Annotated in this window: 13 protein-coding genes and 3 tRNA genes; 8 read left to right on the top strand and 8 right to left on the bottom strand. The window is 64.4% G+C overall.

The annotated features are described in order from the left end of the window. Positions 1-95 precede the first annotated feature (95 nt). From Q376_RS0118000 to Q376_RS0117980, 5 genes are all read right to left on the bottom strand, one after another. Positions 96-1,082, bottom strand: coding sequence for a 2-hydroxyacid dehydrogenase (locus Q376_RS0118000; RefSeq protein ID WP_027351479.1), 987 nt, complete (start codon positions 1,080-1,082; stop codon positions 96-98). A 136-nt stretch (positions 1,083-1,218) separates the two neighbouring features. Next, a complete protein-coding gene (locus Q376_RS0117995) occupies positions 1,219-2,595 on the bottom strand; it encodes an MFS transporter (RefSeq protein ID WP_027351478.1) in 1,377 nt (458 codons plus the stop codon). 163 nt (positions 2,596-2,758) lie between these two features. Further along, positions 2,759-3,766 carry a sugar kinase gene (locus tag Q376_RS23395; RefSeq protein ID WP_052365503.1) on the bottom strand — a complete coding sequence of 336 codons (1,008 nt, stop codon included), beginning with the start codon at positions 3,764-3,766 and terminating at the stop codon, positions 2,759-2,761. Between the two features lie 89 nt (positions 3,767-3,855). Then, on the bottom strand, positions 3,856-4,644 hold the full coding sequence (locus Q376_RS23390) for a sugar phosphate isomerase/epimerase family protein (protein ID WP_052365502.1): 789 nt from the start codon (positions 4,642-4,644) through the stop codon (positions 3,856-3,858). 67 nt (positions 4,645-4,711) lie between these two features. After that, complete coding sequence (locus Q376_RS0117980; protein WP_027351477.1) at positions 4,712-5,773, bottom strand: LacI family DNA-binding transcriptional regulator; 1,062 nt, start codon at positions 5,771-5,773, stop codon at positions 4,712-4,714. A gap of 440 nt (positions 5,774-6,213) precedes the next feature. Between Q376_RS0117980 and Q376_RS0117975 the strand changes: the two genes are divergently transcribed. From Q376_RS0117975 to rhtA, 7 genes are all read left to right on the top strand, one after another. Then, positions 6,214-7,323 carry a threonine aldolase family protein gene (locus Q376_RS0117975; RefSeq protein WP_052365501.1) on the top strand — a complete coding sequence of 370 codons (1,110 nt, stop codon included), beginning with the start codon at positions 6,214-6,216 and terminating at the stop codon, positions 7,321-7,323. A gap of 324 nt (positions 7,324-7,647) precedes the next feature. After that, a complete protein-coding gene (locus Q376_RS0117970) occupies positions 7,648-9,567 on the top strand; it encodes a PrkA family serine protein kinase (RefSeq protein WP_027351475.1) in 1,920 nt (639 codons plus the stop codon). A gap of 145 nt (positions 9,568-9,712) precedes the next feature. Beyond that, positions 9,713-10,996, top strand: coding sequence for a YeaH/YhbH family protein (locus Q376_RS0117965; protein ID WP_027351474.1), 1,284 nt, complete (start codon positions 9,713-9,715; stop codon positions 10,994-10,996). Positions 10,997-11,031: 35 nt separating this feature from the next. After that, positions 11,032-12,600, top strand: coding sequence for a SpoVR family protein (locus Q376_RS0117960; protein ID WP_043448652.1), 1,569 nt, complete (start codon positions 11,032-11,034; stop codon positions 12,598-12,600). Positions 12,601-12,734: 134 nt separating this feature from the next. Beyond that, positions 12,735-13,010: an Lrp/AsnC family transcriptional regulator gene (locus tag Q376_RS0117955; protein ID WP_027351472.1), complete on the top strand. Its 276-nt coding sequence runs from the start codon at positions 12,735-12,737 to the stop codon at positions 13,008-13,010. Between the two features lie 150 nt (positions 13,011-13,160). After that, a complete protein-coding gene (locus tag Q376_RS0117950; RefSeq protein WP_052365500.1) occupies positions 13,161-14,096 on the top strand; it encodes a DNA/RNA non-specific endonuclease in 936 nt (311 codons plus the stop codon). Positions 14,097-14,221: 125 nt separating this feature from the next. After that, on the top strand, positions 14,222-15,106 hold the full coding sequence (gene rhtA / locus Q376_RS0117945; RefSeq protein ID WP_052365499.1) for a threonine/homoserine exporter RhtA: 885 nt from the start codon (positions 14,222-14,224) through the stop codon (positions 15,104-15,106). Between the two features lie 91 nt (positions 15,107-15,197). On the opposite strand, the gene Q376_RS0117940 is transcribed toward rhtA, so the two are convergent. The 3 genes from Q376_RS0117940 to Q376_RS0117930 all read right to left on the bottom strand — a co-directional run bounded on the left by Q376_RS0117940 (position 15,198) and on the right by Q376_RS0117930 (position 15,569). After that, a tRNA-Leu gene (locus Q376_RS0117940) sits at positions 15,198-15,284 on the bottom strand. Between the two features lie 65 nt (positions 15,285-15,349). Then, positions 15,350-15,436: transfer RNA gene (locus tag Q376_RS0117935), tRNA-Leu, on the bottom strand. A 46-nt stretch (positions 15,437-15,482) separates the two neighbouring features. Further along, a tRNA-Leu gene (locus Q376_RS0117930) sits at positions 15,483-15,569 on the bottom strand. 327 nt (positions 15,570-15,896) lie between these two features. On the opposite strand from Q376_RS0117930, the gene rnr reads away from it, so the two are divergent. Beyond that, positions 15,897-18,676: ribonuclease R (gene rnr / locus Q376_RS23385; RefSeq protein ID WP_081803642.1), on the top strand; the 2,780-nt coding region annotated here is incomplete at its 3' end.

The following is an 18,676-nucleotide window of genomic DNA, read 5'->3' as shown; positions in this document are numbered from 1 at the left end:
ATGAGCGCCGACGCAGGCGTTCGGGCGCGCCTGCGTCGTTCGTGTTCGTCATATTACAACACTTGCAGCTCGGGTTGGTCCCAGTGCGGCAACGCTCAATCCCGATCCAGATCCTTCCAGTTGTAAGGGGCCTTCGGGCGCTCTCCGGCGAGGCCGCGAACCAGGTTGTCGACCGCCAGTTCCGCCATCGCGTAGCGAGTCGCATCGGTCGCCGAGCCGATATGGGGGAGGGCGACGACGTTGCGCATTCGCGGCAGCGGGTTGTCCGCGGGGATTGGCTCCTTGACGAACACGTCGAGGCCGGCTGCGCGGATTGTACCCTGCTCCAGTGCCTCGATCAGCGCTGGTTCGTCCACCACGCCGCCGCGGGCGATGTTGACGAAGATCGTCTTCGGTCCCATCAGCTCGAACTCGCGCTTGCCGAACATCTTTTCGGTCTGCTTCGAGAACGGCACGGTGACGCAGACGAAGTCGGACTGTTCGAGCAGCGCATCTAGCTCACGGTACTCGACGCCGATCTCGCGCTCGTACTCCTGGTTGCGCGAACGGTTGTGGTAGAGCACCCGCATGTTGAAGCCGAACTTGCCGCGCCGGGCGATTGCCGCGCCGATCCGGCCCATGCCGACCACCCCAAGGGTCGCACCCTGGACGTCGACGCCGAAGTACGCCGGGGTGAGGCTCTCCTTCCACTGGCCATCGCGTACCCAGTCGGCCAGCTCGACGACGCGGCGGGCGGTGGCCATGATCAGGGCGAAGCCGGTGTCGGCGGTGGTTTCGGTCAGTACGTCGGGCGTATGGCAGAGCAGGATGCCGCGTCGGCTCAGCGCTTCGACATCGAAGTTGTCGACGCCTACCGAGATGCTCGAGACCACCTTGAGATTGGGCGCGCGGTCGATCAGCTCCTGGCCGAACTTGAGGCTCGAGCCGATCGCGCCCTCGGCGCGCCCTAGCACTTCGAGAAAGCCGGGGTCCTCGCTAGGATCCTTGAGATGGGAGTAGTCGGCGACTTCGAAGTGCTGCTCGAGCTTGGCCTTGAGCGCTTCTTCGAGAGGGCGATTGAATACCACCACGGTTTTGCTCATCGATCGTTTCCTTGTCGAAGCGCGAGGGCGGAAGGCCCTCGCGGAGTTGGACGTTGGAGTGGCTGCGGCGTCTTGGCCGGGAGGTCGTCACAGCATGCCACGTTTGCTGGTGGTCCACCTAAGCCCGGGTTCAGGCTCACTTGGCGTCCTCGTGGGCGTCGAGATCGCGATTGAGCGTCTCCGGCATGCGGAAGGAGACCACCACGGTAATCAAGGTGAGCAGCGACAGGTAGGTGGCGATCGGTATCCATGCATGGATGCGCATCGCCGGGTCACCGCCCATCCAGGCCGCGGTGGCGGCGATCAGCGCGGCGCCGATCAGTGGTGCGATACCGCCGGCGAGCACTGAGGATATCTCGCGTGAGATCGACACGCCCATGTAGCGATAGCGGGCGCCGAACAGCTCCGGCATCAGTGAGCCTTGGGTGCCGAACATCCCCCAGGTGCCGATGCCCAGTGCGACGGTGATCGCGGCGATGGTCGAGAAGATCTCGCCCTGGCTCAGCACCCACCAGACCGGGAAGGCGATCACCAGCTGGAAGATGGCGAAGAAGCGGTAGACCGCCCGCCGGCCGAAGTGATCGCTGGCGATGCCGGCGAACAGCACGGTGAATGCGCCGATGGTGGCAGCGCTCACCAGCGAGAGCGCACCGATCGGCCCCTGCACGCCGACCACGCCTGCGATGTAGCTGACCGCCAGCGCCTGGTAGATCGACGAGCCGCCGTTTTCCGCCATGCGCAGGCCGATGCCGGTCAGCACGTTGCGCTTGGAGTGGCGAATCACTTGGCGCAGGGGATTCTCGGCGACCTGTTCGCGGGCGGCGAGCTTGGTGAAGGTCGGTGACTCCTTCATATGCAGTCGCATGTAGAGCGCGACGCCGACGATCACCGCGCTGCAGAGGAACGGCACGCGCCAGAGCCAGCTCGCGGCAATGTCCTCGACGCCGTAGAGCATCAGGAAATAGACCCCGGCGGCAAGTACCGTGCCGGCCTGCACGCCTGTGAACGGCAGCGCGGCATAGAAGCCCCGTTTGCCCTTCGGCGCATACTCGGTCATCAGCACCGCGGCGCCCGCCTGCTCGGCGCCGGCGCCGAGCCCCTGGCAGATACGCAGCAGCACCAGCAGCGCGGGCGCCAGGTAGCCGGCCGAATGGAAGGTCGGCAGCAGGCCGATCAGGGTGCTCGAGACCCCCATCAGCATGACCGTGGTGGTCAGCACGAACTTGCGCCCGAGCCGATCACCCAGGGCACCGAATACGATGCCGCCGATCGGACGTACGGCGAAGCCGAGAAAGTAGGTACCGAAGCTCAGGATCAGCTGCATCGCCACGGTCTGCTCGGGGAAGAACAGCGGCCCGAAGATCAGCGCCGAGGCGAGGCTGTAGAGGGCGAAGTCGTAGTACTCCAGGGCGCTGCCGAGGGAGCAGGCCCAGGCGGCGCGTCTGAGATCCTTGTTGTCTATCTTTGCCTGGGCCTGTTGGGCACCGTGGCTGGTAGTGGACATCGTGGCCATGGAAATAGTCTCCGTGCCATCACGCGGATGAGAGTCGAGAAGGCGCTCGCTACGCTGCTATGCGGTATCTTCGGGCGCCGTCGCCGGTCCTGCTGGGGCGACCGCTATGGTCGCTGAGTGCCGGCATCGCCATCCGGGCGACACCGAGTGGGTTAGAGGCGATTCAGGCCGGGGTGGTTACCGGACGGCTGGCTAGCAGCCGCTCAAGTGCTGTGCGATCCGGCAGGCCGGCGCTGTCGCCGAGTACCTGCACCTGGCGCGCACCGATCAGCGCCCCGCGCAGCACCGCGGCGGCGGCATCCAACCCGTCGAGGCGGGCGCTGATGAAGCCGACGGCAAAGCCGTCCCCGGCGCCCACGGTGTCGACCACCTGGGCGACTGGAATCGGTGGCTGGTGGAAGCGCTCGCCGCCGGCATCCTTGTAGAAGGCACCATCGGCGCCGAGCTTGATGACCACCTGCTTCACGCCGCGCGAGAGATAGAAGTCGGCGATCGCGTCGGGGGCGTGGTGGCCGGTCAAGAGCTGCCCTTCCTCGATGCCGGGCAGCACCCAGTCGGCGAGGCAGGCGAGGGCATTGACTTCTGCCACCATGGTCGCGCGATCGGGCCAGAGCCCCGGGCGCAGGTTGGTATCGAAGGAGATGCTCCGCCCCGCCGCGCGCATGCGGCGCATCGCTTCCCGGCTCAGCTCACGGGCGTGCGGGCCCAGCGCGGGAGGAATCCCGGTACAGTGCAGGTGACGAGCGCGGAGCAGGCGGTGGTCGATATCGTCGATCGACATCCGACTCGCCGCGGTGTCCCGACGAAACGACTCGACCTCGGGGTCCCCACCGTCCTCGCGCCGAGACTTGATCTGGAAACCGGTGGGGGCGCCGTCGTCGGTGCTCACCGGTGAGCAATCGATGCCTTCCCGCTGCAGGGCGTCGATGATGAAACGCCCGAAGCTGTCGGCGCCGACGCGAGAGTGCCAGAGCACCTTGAACCCGAGTCGGGCCAGGCCCGTGGCGACGTTGCTGTCGGCGCCGGAGACGCTTTTCTCGAACTGCGTCGCCTGGGCCAGATCGCCCATTTGCTGGGCGGTGAACAGCGCCATGCTTTCGCCGAAGCCGGCGACATCGTAGTCGAAGTCGCCCTCGGCTGCGCTGGGGGAGTGGCGATGCGATGGAGTCATGGTAACGGTTCCTGTGCCAGTTCAAGGTGACCCGGGAAGGCGAGGGAGAGGCGCTGGCGCTCGTCCCTCCGCCGTGGATCGGCTTCGTTTCAGAAGTGCGCGAGGCGCTCGATCCACGGGCGCGCGGCGGCGACCAGGGTCTCATCGGGATGATCGATGTCATCGCTGCTGACCAGCGGAAACTCGATGCTGCGCGCCACGCGCGCCGGGAATTGATGCCAGTAGGCCGACCATTCGGAGAGTTCCAGTGCGCTTGGGGGCGCAGCATGAAGCGTCTGCTGGCGCTGGACCACGCCCTTGCAGTGCACATAGATCACGCGCTCGCCGAGCATCTGCGCCGCATCGTTGGCATTGATGCCGAGCCAGCGCCAGTTGCCGATATCGAAGGTGATGCCGACGTCATGAATGCCTGCGCGATCGAATGCGTCGAGCGCCCCGAGCAGCGCCTCAGGCGTACCACCGCGCGGGGTCTGGTCGTTTTCGAGCGCAAGCTCGAGCGAGCGGCCTTCGAGCATCCGGCCGAGCCTGGCCAGCGTCTCGTCGCGTATCTCCTCGCGCTCCGGCAGATTGCCTATCGCCACCTTCAACAGCTTGGCGCCCAGCGTCTGCGCGACCTCGATCGACTCTTCGATGCGATCGTTGAGATGCTCGCCGAGCCAGAGCAGATCGGTGCTCGAGTAGTGGCAATCCAGCCCCAGTTCGGCGATATCGGCACCGAGTCGGGACAAGGGCTGGTCGCGCAGATCGATCAGCTCCTGGCGGATCTCCACGCCACTTGCGCCGGCGTCGCGCATCAGTCGGGCCGCATGGGCCTGCCCATGCTGGCGCACGTAGCGGGCGCCGAAAGAAGAAGTGCAGACGAAGACGGGTGTACTCATCGATATCTATCCTGGTCGGTCATTTAGGGGGCTGGCGGGCGCTTCCGGCGCCCGCCAGCCGCATGGATCAAGCGTTGGAGTGCATCGGTTTGGCGCGGGCGGTGGTCGAACCGCGAGGCTTGAGCGTGGCTGGAAACACGCGATGGGATGGCTCGCCACCACCATCGTGTCCGCCTTGGACCAGGGCTGTCATCGCCGCTTCACCGATCGCGTCGGTGGGCTGGGCGAGCGTGGTGATCCCGCCTGCGACCAGCGCAGACCAGTCCTGCTCGTCGATCGCGATCAGCCCGATGTCTTTCAATGCGCCGAGACGATCGAGCGCCTGGCAGACCCGTAGCGTCACCGGGGCGTTGGCGCAGAACACCGCCGGCGCCGTCGACTCGCGCAGCAGCCGCTCGAGTCTCGAGATCAGCGCCTGATCCTGATGATCCCCATCCAGCGTCAGCAGCGCGCCGGTGAGCTGGCCCGAGCGTGCCTGGATCTGCGTTTCGAAGGCTTCGACCCGCTCGCGGCGTGAACTGATTCCCGCCAGGGGTTCGGTAACGTAGAGCACCTCCTCGAAACCGCACTCGGCCAAGTGGTCGAGGCCGAGCCGGATCGCTTGGCGATTGTCCAGGCCGACCGTGAGCACATCGATGCCTTCCACCTGGCGGTCGACCAGCACGATCGGCAGGCCTTCTTCGACCAACTGCTGCAGGGTCTCGCGCTCCTGGCCGAGGGTATTGATCACCAGCCCTTCGACGCTGTAGGCGCGCAGCACTTCCAGATGCTTGCGTTCGAGCTCGGTGTCCCGGTCGGTATTGCATACCACCAGCGTATAGCCGAGTCGGCGGCAGGCGGTTTCGACGCCGTGCATCATCATCACCGTGTAAGGGTTGGTGATGTCGGCCACGACCATGCCGATCAGCCGGGTACGCCTGCCGCGCAGGCTGCTGGCGATGCGATCGGGTCGGAAGCCGAGGCGCGCGATGGAGGCTTCGATGCGTGTCTGCAGCGTCTCGGAGAGCAGCTTGCGTTCCTCGCCGAGATAGCGCGAGACGCTGGTCTTGGAAACTCCTGCGTCCTCGGCGACTTCGTGGATGGTGATGCGCTTGCTGCGCTGCGCGAGCGCGCCTCTGGCTCTATCCATGGCGAAGGCCTTCCTGGTAACGATTTCAGATCGCGGGCGTTCCAATCCCGAGGTTGGCTGACACTCTAGTCCAGCGCTTCGAAGCGGCGGAATTCGACCATCGGCGAAGACACGCCAGTATCCGCGTATGTCGAGGTGGATCTCGAGGGACCGATTCCATCCGGTGGCGAAGAACCAGGCGCCGGCCCTGCCCGCGCTCGTGCTACGTCATCCTCCGCCATGCCGCAGTGGCTGCGCTTGGCCCATCTTGCTCGACGGCATGCATCAAGGTGACCTGTGTCGGTGGGTTTCAGGCGCTGCGGGGGGATGTCATTCGAATCATGACAGGCGTAACTTGGGTCTATGGTGGCCTTGGCCGCCTGCATCGAAACGCCGTGGCGCGATCGGCGGCGATGGCGTCAGGGCGGGGAATTTACGGATAGTCGAGAGGTCGAACCGTCATGACGAAGGATCCAACCGGCTGTCGGCGGACACTGCACGAATTGCCGGATCAGGCTGCCTCGCCTCGCTTTCTCGCCAGCGACAACACATCGGGGATATGCCCCCAGGCGCTCGAATACCTGCTCGCAGCCAATCGAGGCGATGTGCCCGCCTATGGTAACGACGGGTGGACCGCGCGCGCTTCGGACCGCTTCCGTGAGCTGTTCGAGACCGATTGCGAAGTCTTCTTCGTGTTCAATGGCACTGCGGCGAATTCGCTGGCCTTGGCGACGCTCTGCCAGCCTTACCAGTCGGTCATCTGCCATCAGCTCGCCCACATCGAAACCGATGAGTGTGGCGGGCCGGAGTTCTTCTCCAATGGCGCCAAGCTGCTCAGCGTGCCCGGTGACGAAGGTAAGGTGGCGCCTTTGGACGTCGAACGCATGGTGGTGCGTCGCCGGGACATCCATTATCCACAGCCGCGAGCGCTGTCGATTACCCAGTCCACCGAGGTGGGCACTCTCTACCGCCCCGATGAGCTCGCAGCGCTGCGTGAGATGGCGGACCGGCACGGACTCAAGGTGCACATGGATGGTGCGCGTTTCGCCAACGCCTGCGCCGCGCTCGATCTGCCGCCTCGGGCGCTGAGCTGGGAAGCCGGGGTCGATGTGCTGTGCTTTTCGGGTACCAAGAACGGTACTGCGGTCGGTGAAGCGGTGATCTTCTTCGATCATGAGCTGGCCCGGGGCTTCGAATACCGCTGCAAGCAGGCGGGGCAGCTGGCGTCCAAGATGCGCTTCATCGCTGCACCTTGGCTCGGACTGATCGAAACGGGTGCTTGGCGCACCAATGCGGTGCATGCTAATGCTATGGCACGCCATCTCGGAACCGGTCTGGAGCGACTTGGCCTCGCGCCGATGTTTCCAGTTCAAGCCAACGCGGTATTCGTTGATCTGCCAGCGAAAGCGCAGCGCTACCTGAAGGACCGAGGCTGGACGTTCTATACCTTCATCGGTGACGGCGGGGCACGCTTCGTATGCGCTTGGGATACCAGCAGGGAAGCGATAGATGCGCTGCTCGAGGACGTTCGCGTGGGATTGGCCGGGGTCGGGATGCAAAGCGCCGGTTGACGCACGACGATGGCGCAAAGGGAAGAAAAGTGCTTCCCGTCGCAGTGCATTGGGCACTCTTTTTGCACCTGGTTAGATAGGCGCTTGTCGAGACCGACGTTTCTGCCCTTGGCATTCGCCGTCATTGTGCTGTAGTGATTATGTGAGTACGGCCAAGGTCGTGCTCCTTGGGGCGGAGGGATCGCCCCCTAGACTCCCGATCGTTTCTGCCGGGAGGCATCGATGAAACGTAGGTAGGAGTGTGGCTTGTGCGGTAAACCACTGTAATCACCGTCCGGGCGGTTCGCCGCCTTTGGGAAGGGACGGTAAGCCCGGGAGGCTTCGATGAGCATCTTCGATCATGTGCAGAATCGCTATCAGCGGGCTCAGCAGGAAGAGATGAGCCTTCAGGAGTACCTGGAGCTTTGCCGGCAGGAGCCCGGGGCCTACGCCAGCGCGGCCGAACGGATGCTGATGTCGATCGGGGAGCCGGAGGTGATCGATACGTCCAGGGATTCGCGCCTCTCGCGCATTTTCTCGAACAAGTTGATTCGCCGTTATCCGGCCTTCGAAGAGTTCTACGGTATGGAAGAGGCGATCGAACAGATCGTTTCCTACTTCCGCCACGCCGCTCAGGGGCTCGAGGAGCGCAAACAGATCCTCTATCTGCTCGGTCCCGTCGGCGGTGGCAAGTCGTCGCTCGCCGAGCGTCTCAAGGCGCTGATGGAAAAAGTGCCCTTCTATGCGATCAAGGATTCCCCCGTCTACGAATCCCCGCTCGGTTTGTTCGGCCCGGAGGATGCCGAGCTGCTGCAGAAGGAGTACGGCATTCCGAAGCGCTACCTGCGCTCGCTGATGTCGCCCTGGGCCGCCAAACGGCTCAAGGAGTACGGCGGCGACCTGACCCGCTTCAGGGTGGTCAAGCTGATGCCCTCGCGGCTCAACCAGGTGGCGATCGCCAAGACCGAGCCGGGCGATGACAACAACCAGGACATCTCGGCGCTGGTCGGCAAGATCGACATCAGGAAGCTCGAGATGTTCTCCCAGGACGACCCCGATGCTTACAGCTACTCAGGCGGGCTGTGCCGCGCCAACCAGGGGCTGCTCGAGTTCGTCGAGATGTTCAAGGCACCGATCAAGGTGCTCCATCCGCTGCTGACCGCGACTCAGGAGGGTAACTACAACCCGACCGAAGGCATGGGGGCGATCCCGTTCGACGGGGTGGTGCTGGCGCACTCCAACGAGTCGGAATGGCAGCAGTTCCGCAACAATCGCAACAACGAGGCGTTTCTCGACCGCGTCTACATCGTCAAGGTGCCCTATACGCTGCGTGTCACTGAGGAGATGAAGATCTACGAGAAGCTGCTCGAGCACTCCTCGCTCTCCAAGGCGCCTTGCGCGCCGGACACGCTGCGCATGCTGGCGCAGTTCTCGGTGCTCTCGCGGCTCAAGGAGCCGGAGAACTCCAACGTCTACTCGAAGATGCGGGTCTACGACGGGGAGAACCTGAAGGATACCGATCCTCGCGCCAAGTCGATACAGGAGTATCGCGACGCCGCCGGGGTCGATGAGGGGATGGAGGGGCTCTCGACCCGCTTCGCCTTCAAGATCCTCTCCAGGGTGTTCAACTTCGACACACATGAAGTGGCGGCCAACCCGGTGCACCTGCTCTACGTGCTCGAGCAGCGCATCGAGCAGGAGCAGCTGCCCAAGGAGACCCACGAGCGCTACCTGCGCTTCATCAAGGAGTACCTGGCGCCGCGCTACGTCGATTTCATCGGCAAGGAGATCCAGACCGCCTACCTCGAGTCCTACAGCGAGTATGGGCAGAACATCTTCGACCGCTATGTCACCTACGCCGACTTCTGGATCCAGGATCAGGAGTTTCGCGAGCCCGAGACCGGCGAGCTGTTCAACCGGCAATCGCTCAACGAGGAGCTCGAGAAGATCGAGAAGCCGGCAGGCATCTCGAATCCCAAGGACTTCCGCCATGAAGTGGTCAATTTCGTGCTTCGTGCCCGGGCGCAGAACAACGGCCGCAATCCGAGCTGGCAGTCGTATGAGAAACTCAAAGGGGTGATCGAGCACAAGATGTTCGCCAACACCGAGGAGCTGCTCCCGGTGATCTCCTTCAATGCCAAGGCTTCCAACTCCGATCGCAAGAAGCATGAGGACTTCGTCGCGCGAATGGTCGAGCGAGGCTACACCGAGAAGCAGGTACGCCTGCTTTCGGAATGGTACCTGCGAGTGCGCAAGTCGCAGTAGCGGCGGCGCCGACGCGGGGGTGGCCCCGGCCTGCGTGCCGCCGGTCCCGAGCTATGGCGGGACCGGCGGCCCCTCCGGCACCCTTCGCCGCCGCGCCTCGAGGTCAACGAAGGCGCGCTGGTCTCTGCAAGGGAGGTGGATGTGCATGAGTTACTTCATCGATCGGCGGGCTAATGCCCGCAACAAGAGCGCAGTCAACCGGCAGCGGTTCCTGCGTCGCTATCGCAGTCACATCAAGCGGGCGGTGGAGGAGTCGATCAACCGGCGCTCGATCACCGACATGGAGCGCGGCGAGAAGGTCAGCATACCCGCCCGCGATATCTCCGAGCCGGTGTTCCGTCATGGGCAGGGCGGCAATCGCACCATCGTCAGCCCCGGCAACAAGGAGTTCGTCACCGGTGACCGCCTGCGCCGGCCCAGCGGCGGCGGTGGGGGAAACGGCAGCGGCGATGGCCGGGCGTCGAATCAGGGCGAAGGGATGGACGAGTTCGCCTTCTCTCTTTCGCGCGAGGAGTTTCTCGATTTCGTCTTCGACGGGCTGGAGCTGCCGCATCTAGAGCGCAAGCAGCTGGTCGACATGCGCGAGGTGCGCCCGGTACGCGCAGGGGTCGGGCGAGACGGAGTGCCCGCGCGGATGAACGTAGTGCGTTCGATGCGCGAGGCCTATGCCCGGCGCATCGCGATGCGTGCGCCGATCCGTCGCGCGCTGCGCGAGGCCCAGGAGGCGCTCGACGAGGAGGAGCGCAAGGACCCGGTGCTGCGCAACCCGTCACGGATCCGTGAGCTCAAGGGGGAAATCGAGGCGCTCGAGAAGCGGCTCGAGGCGGTGCCGTTCATCGATACCTACGACCTGCGCTACAACCAGCTCGCCGACCAGCCCCAGCCATCCAATCGGGCGGTGATGTTCTGCATCATGGACGTTTCCGGCTCGATGACCCAGGCGCACAAGGACATCGCCAAGCGTTTCTTCCTGCTGCTCTACCTGTTCCTCGAGCGGAACTACGAACGGGTCGAGCTGGTGTTCATTCGCCACCACACCGCGGCCAAGGAGGTGGACGAGGAGGAGTTCTTCTACTCTCGTGAGACCGGCGGGACCATCGTCTCGAGCGCCCTCGGGCTGCTCCACGAGGTGATCGAGGAGCGCTATCCGCCGGGTGACTGGAATCTCTACGTCGCCCAGGCCTCGGACGGCGACAACTGGGACGACGACTCGGTCAGCTGCCGGCGACTGCTCGACGACAAGCTGATGCCGCTCTTGCGCTACTTCGCCTACGTCGAGATCACGCCCCATGCCCACCAGGCGCTGTGGGAGGAGTACACCCGGGTCGCCGAGCGGCACGGCAAGCGGTTCGCGATGCAGCAGATCGTCGAGGCAAGCGATATCTATCCGGTCTTCCGCGAACTGTTCAAGCGCCGCCAGGCTGCCTGAACGGCGCCCAAGCTCTCGATTCGAGGAGGCAGAAGATGGCTGAAGTCCATGTGCGCGAAGGGCTCGATGAGCGCCAGCCGAGCAAAGGGTCGGACTGGAGCTTCTCCGATCTCGAGCGTTTCGAGCGGGAGATCGCACGGGTAGCCGCGCAGTACCGGCTCGATACCTACCCCAACCAGATCGAGGTGATCACCTCCGAACAGATGATGGATGCCTATGCCAGCGTCGGCATGCCGGTCGGGTACCACCACTGGTCGTTCGGCAAGCAGTTCCTGTCGGTCGAGCAGGCTTATCGCCGCGGGCAGATGGGGCTGGCCTACGAGCTGGTGATCAATTCGGACCCCTGCATCGCCTATCTGATGGAAGAGAACACGCTGATGATGCAGATCCTGGTCATCGCGCATGCCTGCTATGGGCACAATTCGTTCTTCAAGGGCAACTACCTGTTTCGTACCTGGACCGATGCGTCGGCGATCGTCGACTACCTGGTGTTCGCCCGGCGCTACATCGCCGAATGCGAGGAGCGCCATGGGGTCGATGCGGTGGAGCAGCTGCTCGACGCCTGCCATGCGCTGCAGAACTACGGCGTCGACCGCTACAAGCGTCCGTCACCGATCTCCGCCGCCGAGGAGGCGAAGCGCCAGTCCGAGCGCGAGGCCTATTTGCAGTCGCAGGTCAACATGCTATGGAGCACCATTCCGCATCCGCTCCAGGCCGGGGGCGAGCAGGAGGACGACAGCAACGATCCGCTGCGGCTGCATCGGCGCGGGCGCTATCCGGCGGAGCCGCAGGAGAACCTGCTCTACTTCCTGGAAAAGAACGCGCCGCTGCTCGCACCGTGGCAGCGCGAAGTGGTGCGCATCGTACGCAAGATGGCGCAGTACTTCTATCCCCAGCGCCAGACCCAGGTGATGAACGAGGGATGGGCGACCTTCTGGCATTACACCATCATGCACCAGCTCTACGACGAGAGGCTGATCGACGAGGGGATCATGCTCGAGTTCCTCCAGTCGCATACCTCGGTGGTGGCCCAGCCGGGTTTCGATAGCCCCTACTACAACGGCATCAACCCCTATGCGCTCGGTTTTGCGATGTTCACCGACATCAAGCGGATCTGCGAGGCGCCGACGGACGAGGACCGCCGCTGGTTCCCCGAGCTCGCCGGCTCGGAGTGGCTGCCGACGCTGCATTTCGCGATGCAGAACTTCAAAGACGAGTCGTTCATCCAGCAGTTCCTCTCACCCAAGGTGATGCGTGACCTGCGCCTCTTCGCGCTGCTCGACGATGATCGCGAGGAGACCCTCGAGATAGGCGCCATCCATGACGACGATGGCTATCGCCAGCTCCGCGAGGCGCTTTCGTCCCAGTACGCGCTCGGCCACCGCGAGCCTGACATCCAGGTCTGGGAGGCCGACGTCTATGGCGACCGCTCGCTGACCCTGCGCCACCAGCGTAGCGACCGTCGTCCGATGGAGCGGTCGGTGCATTCGGTACTGCGCTATCTGCATCAATTGTGGGGATTCCCGGTGCGGCTCGAGTCGCGTGAAGGGGATGAGCTGGTCCAGCGCTATCAGTGGCCGAGCAGCGACACCGAGCTGCACTGACTCCGCTTCCCGTCATCACCGGGCCCGCCTCGCGCGGGCCTTCTTCTTTCCTCGCGGCCGAGGCGGGCAGGTAACGGTGCATCCAGGTATACTGCCGCGGTCGTGTCAGATCAGTCACCTCAGTGAGAGTCGCTATGATCAATGCCATCATCCTGATCAACGCCGAAAAAGGCGCGATCCAGCCGCTTGCCGAGCGTCTCGCCGAGGTGCCGGGCATCAGCGAGGTCTACTCGACCTGCGGGCGCGTCGATCTCGTCGCGGTCGCCCGGGTCGCCGACTTCGAAGCCCTGTCGCAGCTGGTGACCGTGCGGCTCAATGAGATCGAGGGCATTCATGACACCGAGACGCTGTCAGCGCTCAAGGTGCATTCCCGTCATGACCTGGAGACGATGTTCTCCGTTGGCCTCTAGGCACCGTGTTCTTCCACCCGGGCGTAGCCCTGGGCCGTTCTACGCATGACAAGAGCAAGACGTGAAGGCTGGATTCTTTTTTGAGTCGTTGATCGAGGGGTTGTGCATCGCGTGCTGCCCGAGGATGAAGTCCGGCCGGGGTGAAGGCTGATGGCGCGACGTCGCAAGGCGCGTTCGGCGTCGCTGCCCTGGCCGTTCGGCTGGATTCGCAAGCTGGCGCGCGGTGGGCTCTTGGGGCTGGTGTTCGCCGTGGTGATCGGCGGGCTCTGGTACTACAGCGAGCAGGAACATCGCGAGCGGATGAGCTGGGAAGGACCGCCCGCGGTGCAGCGCTCGTTGGACTGGCGCACTTTCCATCGTATCCTGCGCAACGAGGGCTTCCTGGTCGGCTGGTCTGACCTGCGGATGACTCCGCTCTGGGTGCTCTACCGGCTCGATGCCGATCATCCCGCCTATCGCCTGCCACGCCCCGACGGATTCGAGCGCGACTGGCGGTCGGGGCTGCCGCTGTCGTCGGATGCCTACACCGGCAGCGGTTACGATCGCGGCCATATGGCGCCGAACTACGCGATCGCCAGCGTCTATGGGCGAGAAGCCCAGCGGCAGACCTTCCTGATGACCAACATCGCCCCGCAGCGCCCTGATCTCAACCGCAAGCTATGGCAGCGCCTCGAGGCCGCGGTGATGGACGACATGCTGCCTCGCTTCGGCACGCTCTGGGTGGTCAGCGGACCGATCTACGGCGAGAGCTTCGAATGGCTCCCCTCATGCCAACGTTCGCTGGCGCGTTTGATCGAGCTGGAGCTTCCGACCTGCGTCTCGATCCCCGAGGCTTTCTACAAGATCGTCGTCGCGCCTGGAGCAGCGGGGCAGAGGCCCCGGGCGCTGGCCTTCATCATGCCCCAGCGCGTGCGCGGCGACGAACCGCTCGACCGCTACCTGGTCAGCATCGATGAGATCGAAGCCCGTACCGGACTCGATTTCTTCCCTGGGCTGCCGGCGAACGGCCAGTCGCAGTTGGAATCTCAGATCGATACCAGCGGCTGGCAGCTCGAACGCTATGCCCGCAGGCCTTCGCGCTACTGAGCGAGCGAAGGGGCTGAGGCTAGGCGAAAGGGTGCACCAGCATGGCGCGCTCATTGGGCAGCCGTGATAGCCTTGCGCCCCCTTATTCACTTGCCGTCGCTACGGCGCCTGACCGCTGACTGCTCATGCCGCTCCTGACCGCCTCTCGCTCCATCTGGTTTCCCGTCGTGCTGCTGCTGGTGGCGATGGTCTCGATCCAGACCGGGGCGGCGCTTGCCAAGACCCTGTTCCCCGCGCTTGGAGCGGTGGGCGTCTCAGCCCTTCGCCTGGGACTCGCCGCGCTACTGCTCTGCGCGATCATGCGTCCTTGGCGGGGTGGATGGCCTGGACTGCACTCCTGCCGTTCGCTGCTGGTCTATGGTCTCGCGCTCGGTGGGATGAACATGCTGTTCTACCAAGCGCTCGAGCGTGTGCCGCTGGGTATCGCGGTAGCGCTGGAGTTCACCGGCCCGCTTGCCGTAGCGCTGTGCTCCTCGCGCCGGGTGCTCGACGTCGTTTGGGTGGCCCTTGTCGCGCTGGGGCTTTGGCTGCTGCTGCCGGTAGGCGCGACCCAGGCGCCGATCGACCCGCTGGGCGCTGCATTCGCGCTTGCGGCCGGAGGCTGTTGGGCGCTCTACATCATCTATGGGCGCAAGGCGGGCACCGACCATGGCAGCCGTACCGTGGCGCTGGGTACCGTAGTAGCGGCGCTGATGGCGATGCCGATCGGCATCGCCCGGCTCGGCGGCGAACTGTTCGTGCCGGCCTTTCTGCCGGTCGCGTTGGCGGTGGCCGTGCTTTCCACGGCCTTGCCCTATTCGCTCGAGATGGTCGCCCTGCGACGGATGCCGTCGCGCACCTTCAGCATGCTGATGAGCCTCGAGCCTGCAGTTGCCGCCATGTCGGGGTTGATCTTCCTGAGCGAGCGGCTCACACCGCTGCAGTGGCTGGCGGTTCTTTCGATCATCATTGCCGCGGCGGGAGCCGCCCAGACCTCCCGCCCGATGACCGCGAAGCGCGCCGAACGGTAGGCGTGGGGAGCTGGATGGGATGGCGGCGTGGGATGGCATTGGGGCGTGCGGAAACGAAAGAACCGGCCAGGGGCCGGTTCTCGAATGATCTTGGTGCCCAGGAAAGGACTTGAACCTTCACGTCCGTAAGGACACTAGCACCTGAAGCTAGCGCGTCTACCAATTCCGCCACCTGGGCTTGTCCGAACCACCGCTCTTCCGCGGGGTCCGACATGGTGGGTCTGACAAGTGGATCCAACAATATGGTGCCCGGAAAAGGACTTGAACCTTCACGTCCATAAGGACACTAGCACCTGAAGCTAGCGCGTCTACCAATTCCGCCATCCGGGCCTTGCAGTCTTGCCCTTGCCTATATCAAGCTGGCCGAAAAGAACAGTGGTGCCCAGGAAAGGACTTGAACCTTCACGTCCGTAAGGACACTAGCACCTGAAGCTAGCGCGTCTACCAATTCCGCCACCTGGGCCTGCAGTTCGGCTGACCCCATATGCTTGGGATGCCTCGGGCAAGTGGCCGCAGATAATACCTTTTTTTTTCTTCGTTGCAAGAGGGGCGGGATGAAAAGCACCGCGAGACGGAAACGTCGCTTGGGTTCGTACCTAAGTGGCGGCTATACTCGTCGCATGTCAACCACTCCATATGAATCCGTGATCGGGTTCCACGGCAATACCTCCGTTACCCTCACATCTTCCGAGCGCGCGTTCGTCTTTGTCACAGCGAAGTCCCCCATGCCGCGCCCTCATTCTTTCGCCGCATCCAGCCGGTCGGTATCCAATCAGTCAGGGACGTATTCATGAAGCAGTGGACGTTGAGCGAAGACCCCAACGCCGAGCGCGAAGCCAATAATTACGATAAGCCCATTCCCAGCCGTGAATTTCTGCTCGAGCGTCTCGCTGCCCATGGCAAGCCTTTGACTCACGAGAACATGAGCCGGCTTTTGGGCCTCGAGGACGAGGAACAGCGAGAAGCGGTGCGGCGGCGGATGATCGCCATGGAACGCGACGGGCAGATCCTCAAGACCCGCGATGGCGCCTACCAGACCATCGATCCCTCTGAGCTGATCGAGGGGCGGGTGATCGGTCATCGCGACGGTATCGGCTTCCTCTCGCGCAAGGATGGAGAAAAACCCGACCTCATCCTGCCGCCGCGGCAGATGCGCCGCGTCTTCGACGGTGACCTCGTGGTGGCGCGGGTCAGCGGTCGTGATCGCCGCGGCCGCCCCGAGGCGACCATCGTCGAGGTCACCGCCGCCAACACCCAGACGCTGATCGGTATTTTCCGCGAACACTCGAGCGAGACGGGATTCGCGGCGCTGATACCGGAAAACTCCCGCATCGCTCATGAGGTGCTGGTACCGCCGACCGCCACCAACGGTGCTCGGGACGGCCAGGTAGTGGCGGTTCGCATCACCCAGCAGCCCGCGCTTCGGGCACGGCCCCAGGGTGAAGTGATCGAAGTCCTCGGTGAGCGGATGGACCCGGGGATGGAGATCGAGATCGCGATCCGCGAACACGACCTGCCCTCGGATTTCCCCGACGAGGTCGAAGCGCAGATTCGAGGCATCTCCGCTGAAGTGCTGGAGCAGGACAAGCATGGACGTGTCGACCTGCGCGACCTGCCGCTGGTCACCATCGATGGCGAGGATGCGAAGGACTTCGACGACGCGGTGCATGCCTATCGCACCAAGTCGGGCAGCTGGAAGCTGATCGTCGCAATCGCCGACGTCTCCTATTACGTCGGCGTCGATACGCCGCTCGACGTCGAAGCGCGCAGCCGGGGTAATTCGGTCTATTTCCCGGGGCAGGTGCTGCCGATGCTTCCGGAGCTGCTCTCCAACGGCCTCTGTTCGATCAACCCCGACGTCGATCGCCTCTGCATGGTCTGCGAGATGAACATCTCGAAGAAAGGCGAGATCAGCCGCTACAAGTTCTACGAGGGGCTGATGCGCTCCCACGCCCGGCTGACCTACACTAAGGTCGGCGCGATGCTCGAGGCGCCCGAAAGCGAGGAGGGGCGTCGCCTGCGCCGCGAATACGCCGCGGTGCTGCCGGCGGTCGAGGATCTCCACGGGCTCTACCAGGTGCTTCGCACGGCGCGCACCGAGCGGGGTGCGATCGACTTCGAGACCACCGAAACCCAGATCATCTTCAACGACGAGCGCAAGATCGAGAAGATCGTTCCGCGCTCGCGCAACGTCGCCCACAAGATCATCGAGGAGTGCATGCTGGCGGCCAACGTCGCCACCGCGCGCTTCCTCGACAAGCACAAGCTGCCGGCGCTGTACCGCGTCCACCAGCGCCCCTCCGCGGAGCGGCTGGCCAATCTGCGCGTGTTCCTCGCCGAGCTCGGTTTGAGCCTGGGCGGCGGCGACGAGCCGAACCCGAGCGACTACCAGGTGCTGCGTGAAGCGATCAGCCAGCGCCCCGATGCGGACATCATCCAGACGGTGATGCTGCGCAGCATGATGCAGGCGGTCTATTCGCCGCACAACGAAGGCCACTTCGGCCTCGCCTATGCCGCCTATGCCCACTTCACCTCGCCGATCCGTCGCTACCCCGATCTGATCGTGCACCGCGCCATCCGCTCGGTGATTCGCAGCGGGCAGAAGAGCGGCAACGTCGAGCGGGTCGAAGATACGCCGGTCGAGCCGGCGCAGCGCTGGTGCCCCTACACCGACGTACAGATGGTCGAGCTCGGCGAGCACTGTTCGATGACCGAGCGCCGCGCCGATGAGGCGACCCGTGACGTCGAGGACTGGCTGAAGTGCGAGTTCATGGCTGACAAGGTCGGCGAGGTGCTCGGTGGCAAGATCGCCTCGGTGACTCAGTTCGGCATCTTCGTACGCCTGGACGACTATTTCATCGAAGGGTTGGTGCACATCAGCGCGTTGCCCTCGGACTACTACCAGTTCCAGCCCGAGCGCCACCAGCTGCGCGGCGATCGCAGCGGCACCACCTATCGGCTGGGTGACAGCGTGACCGTGCAGGTCGCCCGGGTCGACCTCGACAGTCGCAAGATCGACTTTTTGATCGCCGAGAAGGTCGCTCCGGCGCCGACCCGCGCGCGGCAGACGCGAGTCGAGAATCCGCCGGCTCCGGCCGAGGAGGTGGGCGGCAAGCGTAAACGCAAAGGGCGGATGGGGCGGCGTGAGCGGATGCGTCGCAAGCGCCAGCATGACGAGCAGCCCGCCGCGATCGAGGCCCCGCGCGGCGACGCCGTCACCGAGCAGGGCACGCCGCGGCGACGCAAGCGCAGTGGACAGTCGTCCGAAGGACAGAGCGAAGCCAAGGCCGCGCAGCGGTCGCACATGGCCAAGGCTGAGGCGACCAAGGCCGCGGCGACCAAATCCGCAGAGAGTGCCGCTCCCGCCAGGCCGAAGAAGCGCACTGCCAAGGCTGAAGCGGCCAAGACCGAGAGTGCCGCTCCCGCCCGGACGAAGAAGCGCACTGCCAAGGCGGAAGCGCCCAAGGCCGAGAGCGCAGCTCCAGCCCGGACGAAGACGCGGACTGCCAAGACGACTGAAGCGGCCAAGACCGAGAGCGCTGCTCCTGCCAGGTCGAAGAAGCGCACTGC

Source organism: Halotalea alkalilenta DSM 17697 (genome assembly GCF_000621205.1).
GTDB classification, from domain to species: Bacteria; Pseudomonadota; Gammaproteobacteria; order Pseudomonadales; family Halomonadaceae; genus Halotalea; species Halotalea alkalilenta.
This window is presented reverse-complemented; position numbering and strand designations above follow the sequence as displayed.

What these genes read in the sequence shown, in the direction of transcription:
- Q376_RS0118000 (WP_027351479.1), bottom strand. Translation starts at nt 1,082, where the DNA reads ATGAGCAAAACCGTGGTGGTATTCAATCGCCCTCTCGAAGAAGCGCTC.
- Q376_RS0117995 (WP_027351478.1), bottom strand. Translation starts at nt 2,595, where the DNA reads ATGGCCACGATGTCCACTACCAGCCACGGTGCCCAACAGGCCCAGGCA.
- Q376_RS23395 (WP_052365503.1), bottom strand. Translation starts at nt 3,766, where the DNA reads ATGACTCCATCGCATCGCCACTCCCCCAGCGCAGCCGAGGGCGACTTC.
- Q376_RS23390 (WP_052365502.1), bottom strand. Translation starts at nt 4,644, where the DNA reads ATGAGTACACCCGTCTTCGTCTGCACTTCTTCTTTCGGCGCCCGCTAC.
- Q376_RS0117980 (WP_027351477.1), bottom strand. Translation starts at nt 5,773, where the DNA reads ATGGATAGAGCCAGAGGCGCGCTCGCGCAGCGCAGCAAGCGCATCACC.
- Q376_RS0117975 (WP_052365501.1), top strand. Translation starts at nt 6,214, where the DNA reads ATGACGAAGGATCCAACCGGCTGTCGGCGGACACTGCACGAATTGCCG.
- Q376_RS0117970 (WP_027351475.1), top strand. Translation starts at nt 7,648, where the DNA reads ATGAGCATCTTCGATCATGTGCAGAATCGCTATCAGCGGGCTCAGCAG.
- Q376_RS0117965 (WP_027351474.1), top strand. Translation starts at nt 9,713, where the DNA reads ATGAGTTACTTCATCGATCGGCGGGCTAATGCCCGCAACAAGAGCGCA.
- Q376_RS0117960 (WP_043448652.1), top strand. Translation starts at nt 11,032, where the DNA reads ATGGCTGAAGTCCATGTGCGCGAAGGGCTCGATGAGCGCCAGCCGAGC.
- Q376_RS0117955 (WP_027351472.1), top strand. Translation starts at nt 12,735, where the DNA reads ATGATCAATGCCATCATCCTGATCAACGCCGAAAAAGGCGCGATCCAG.
- Q376_RS0117950 (WP_052365500.1), top strand. Translation starts at nt 13,161, where the DNA reads ATGGCGCGACGTCGCAAGGCGCGTTCGGCGTCGCTGCCCTGGCCGTTC.
- rhtA (WP_052365499.1), top strand. Translation starts at nt 14,222, where the DNA reads ATGCCGCTCCTGACCGCCTCTCGCTCCATCTGGTTTCCCGTCGTGCTG.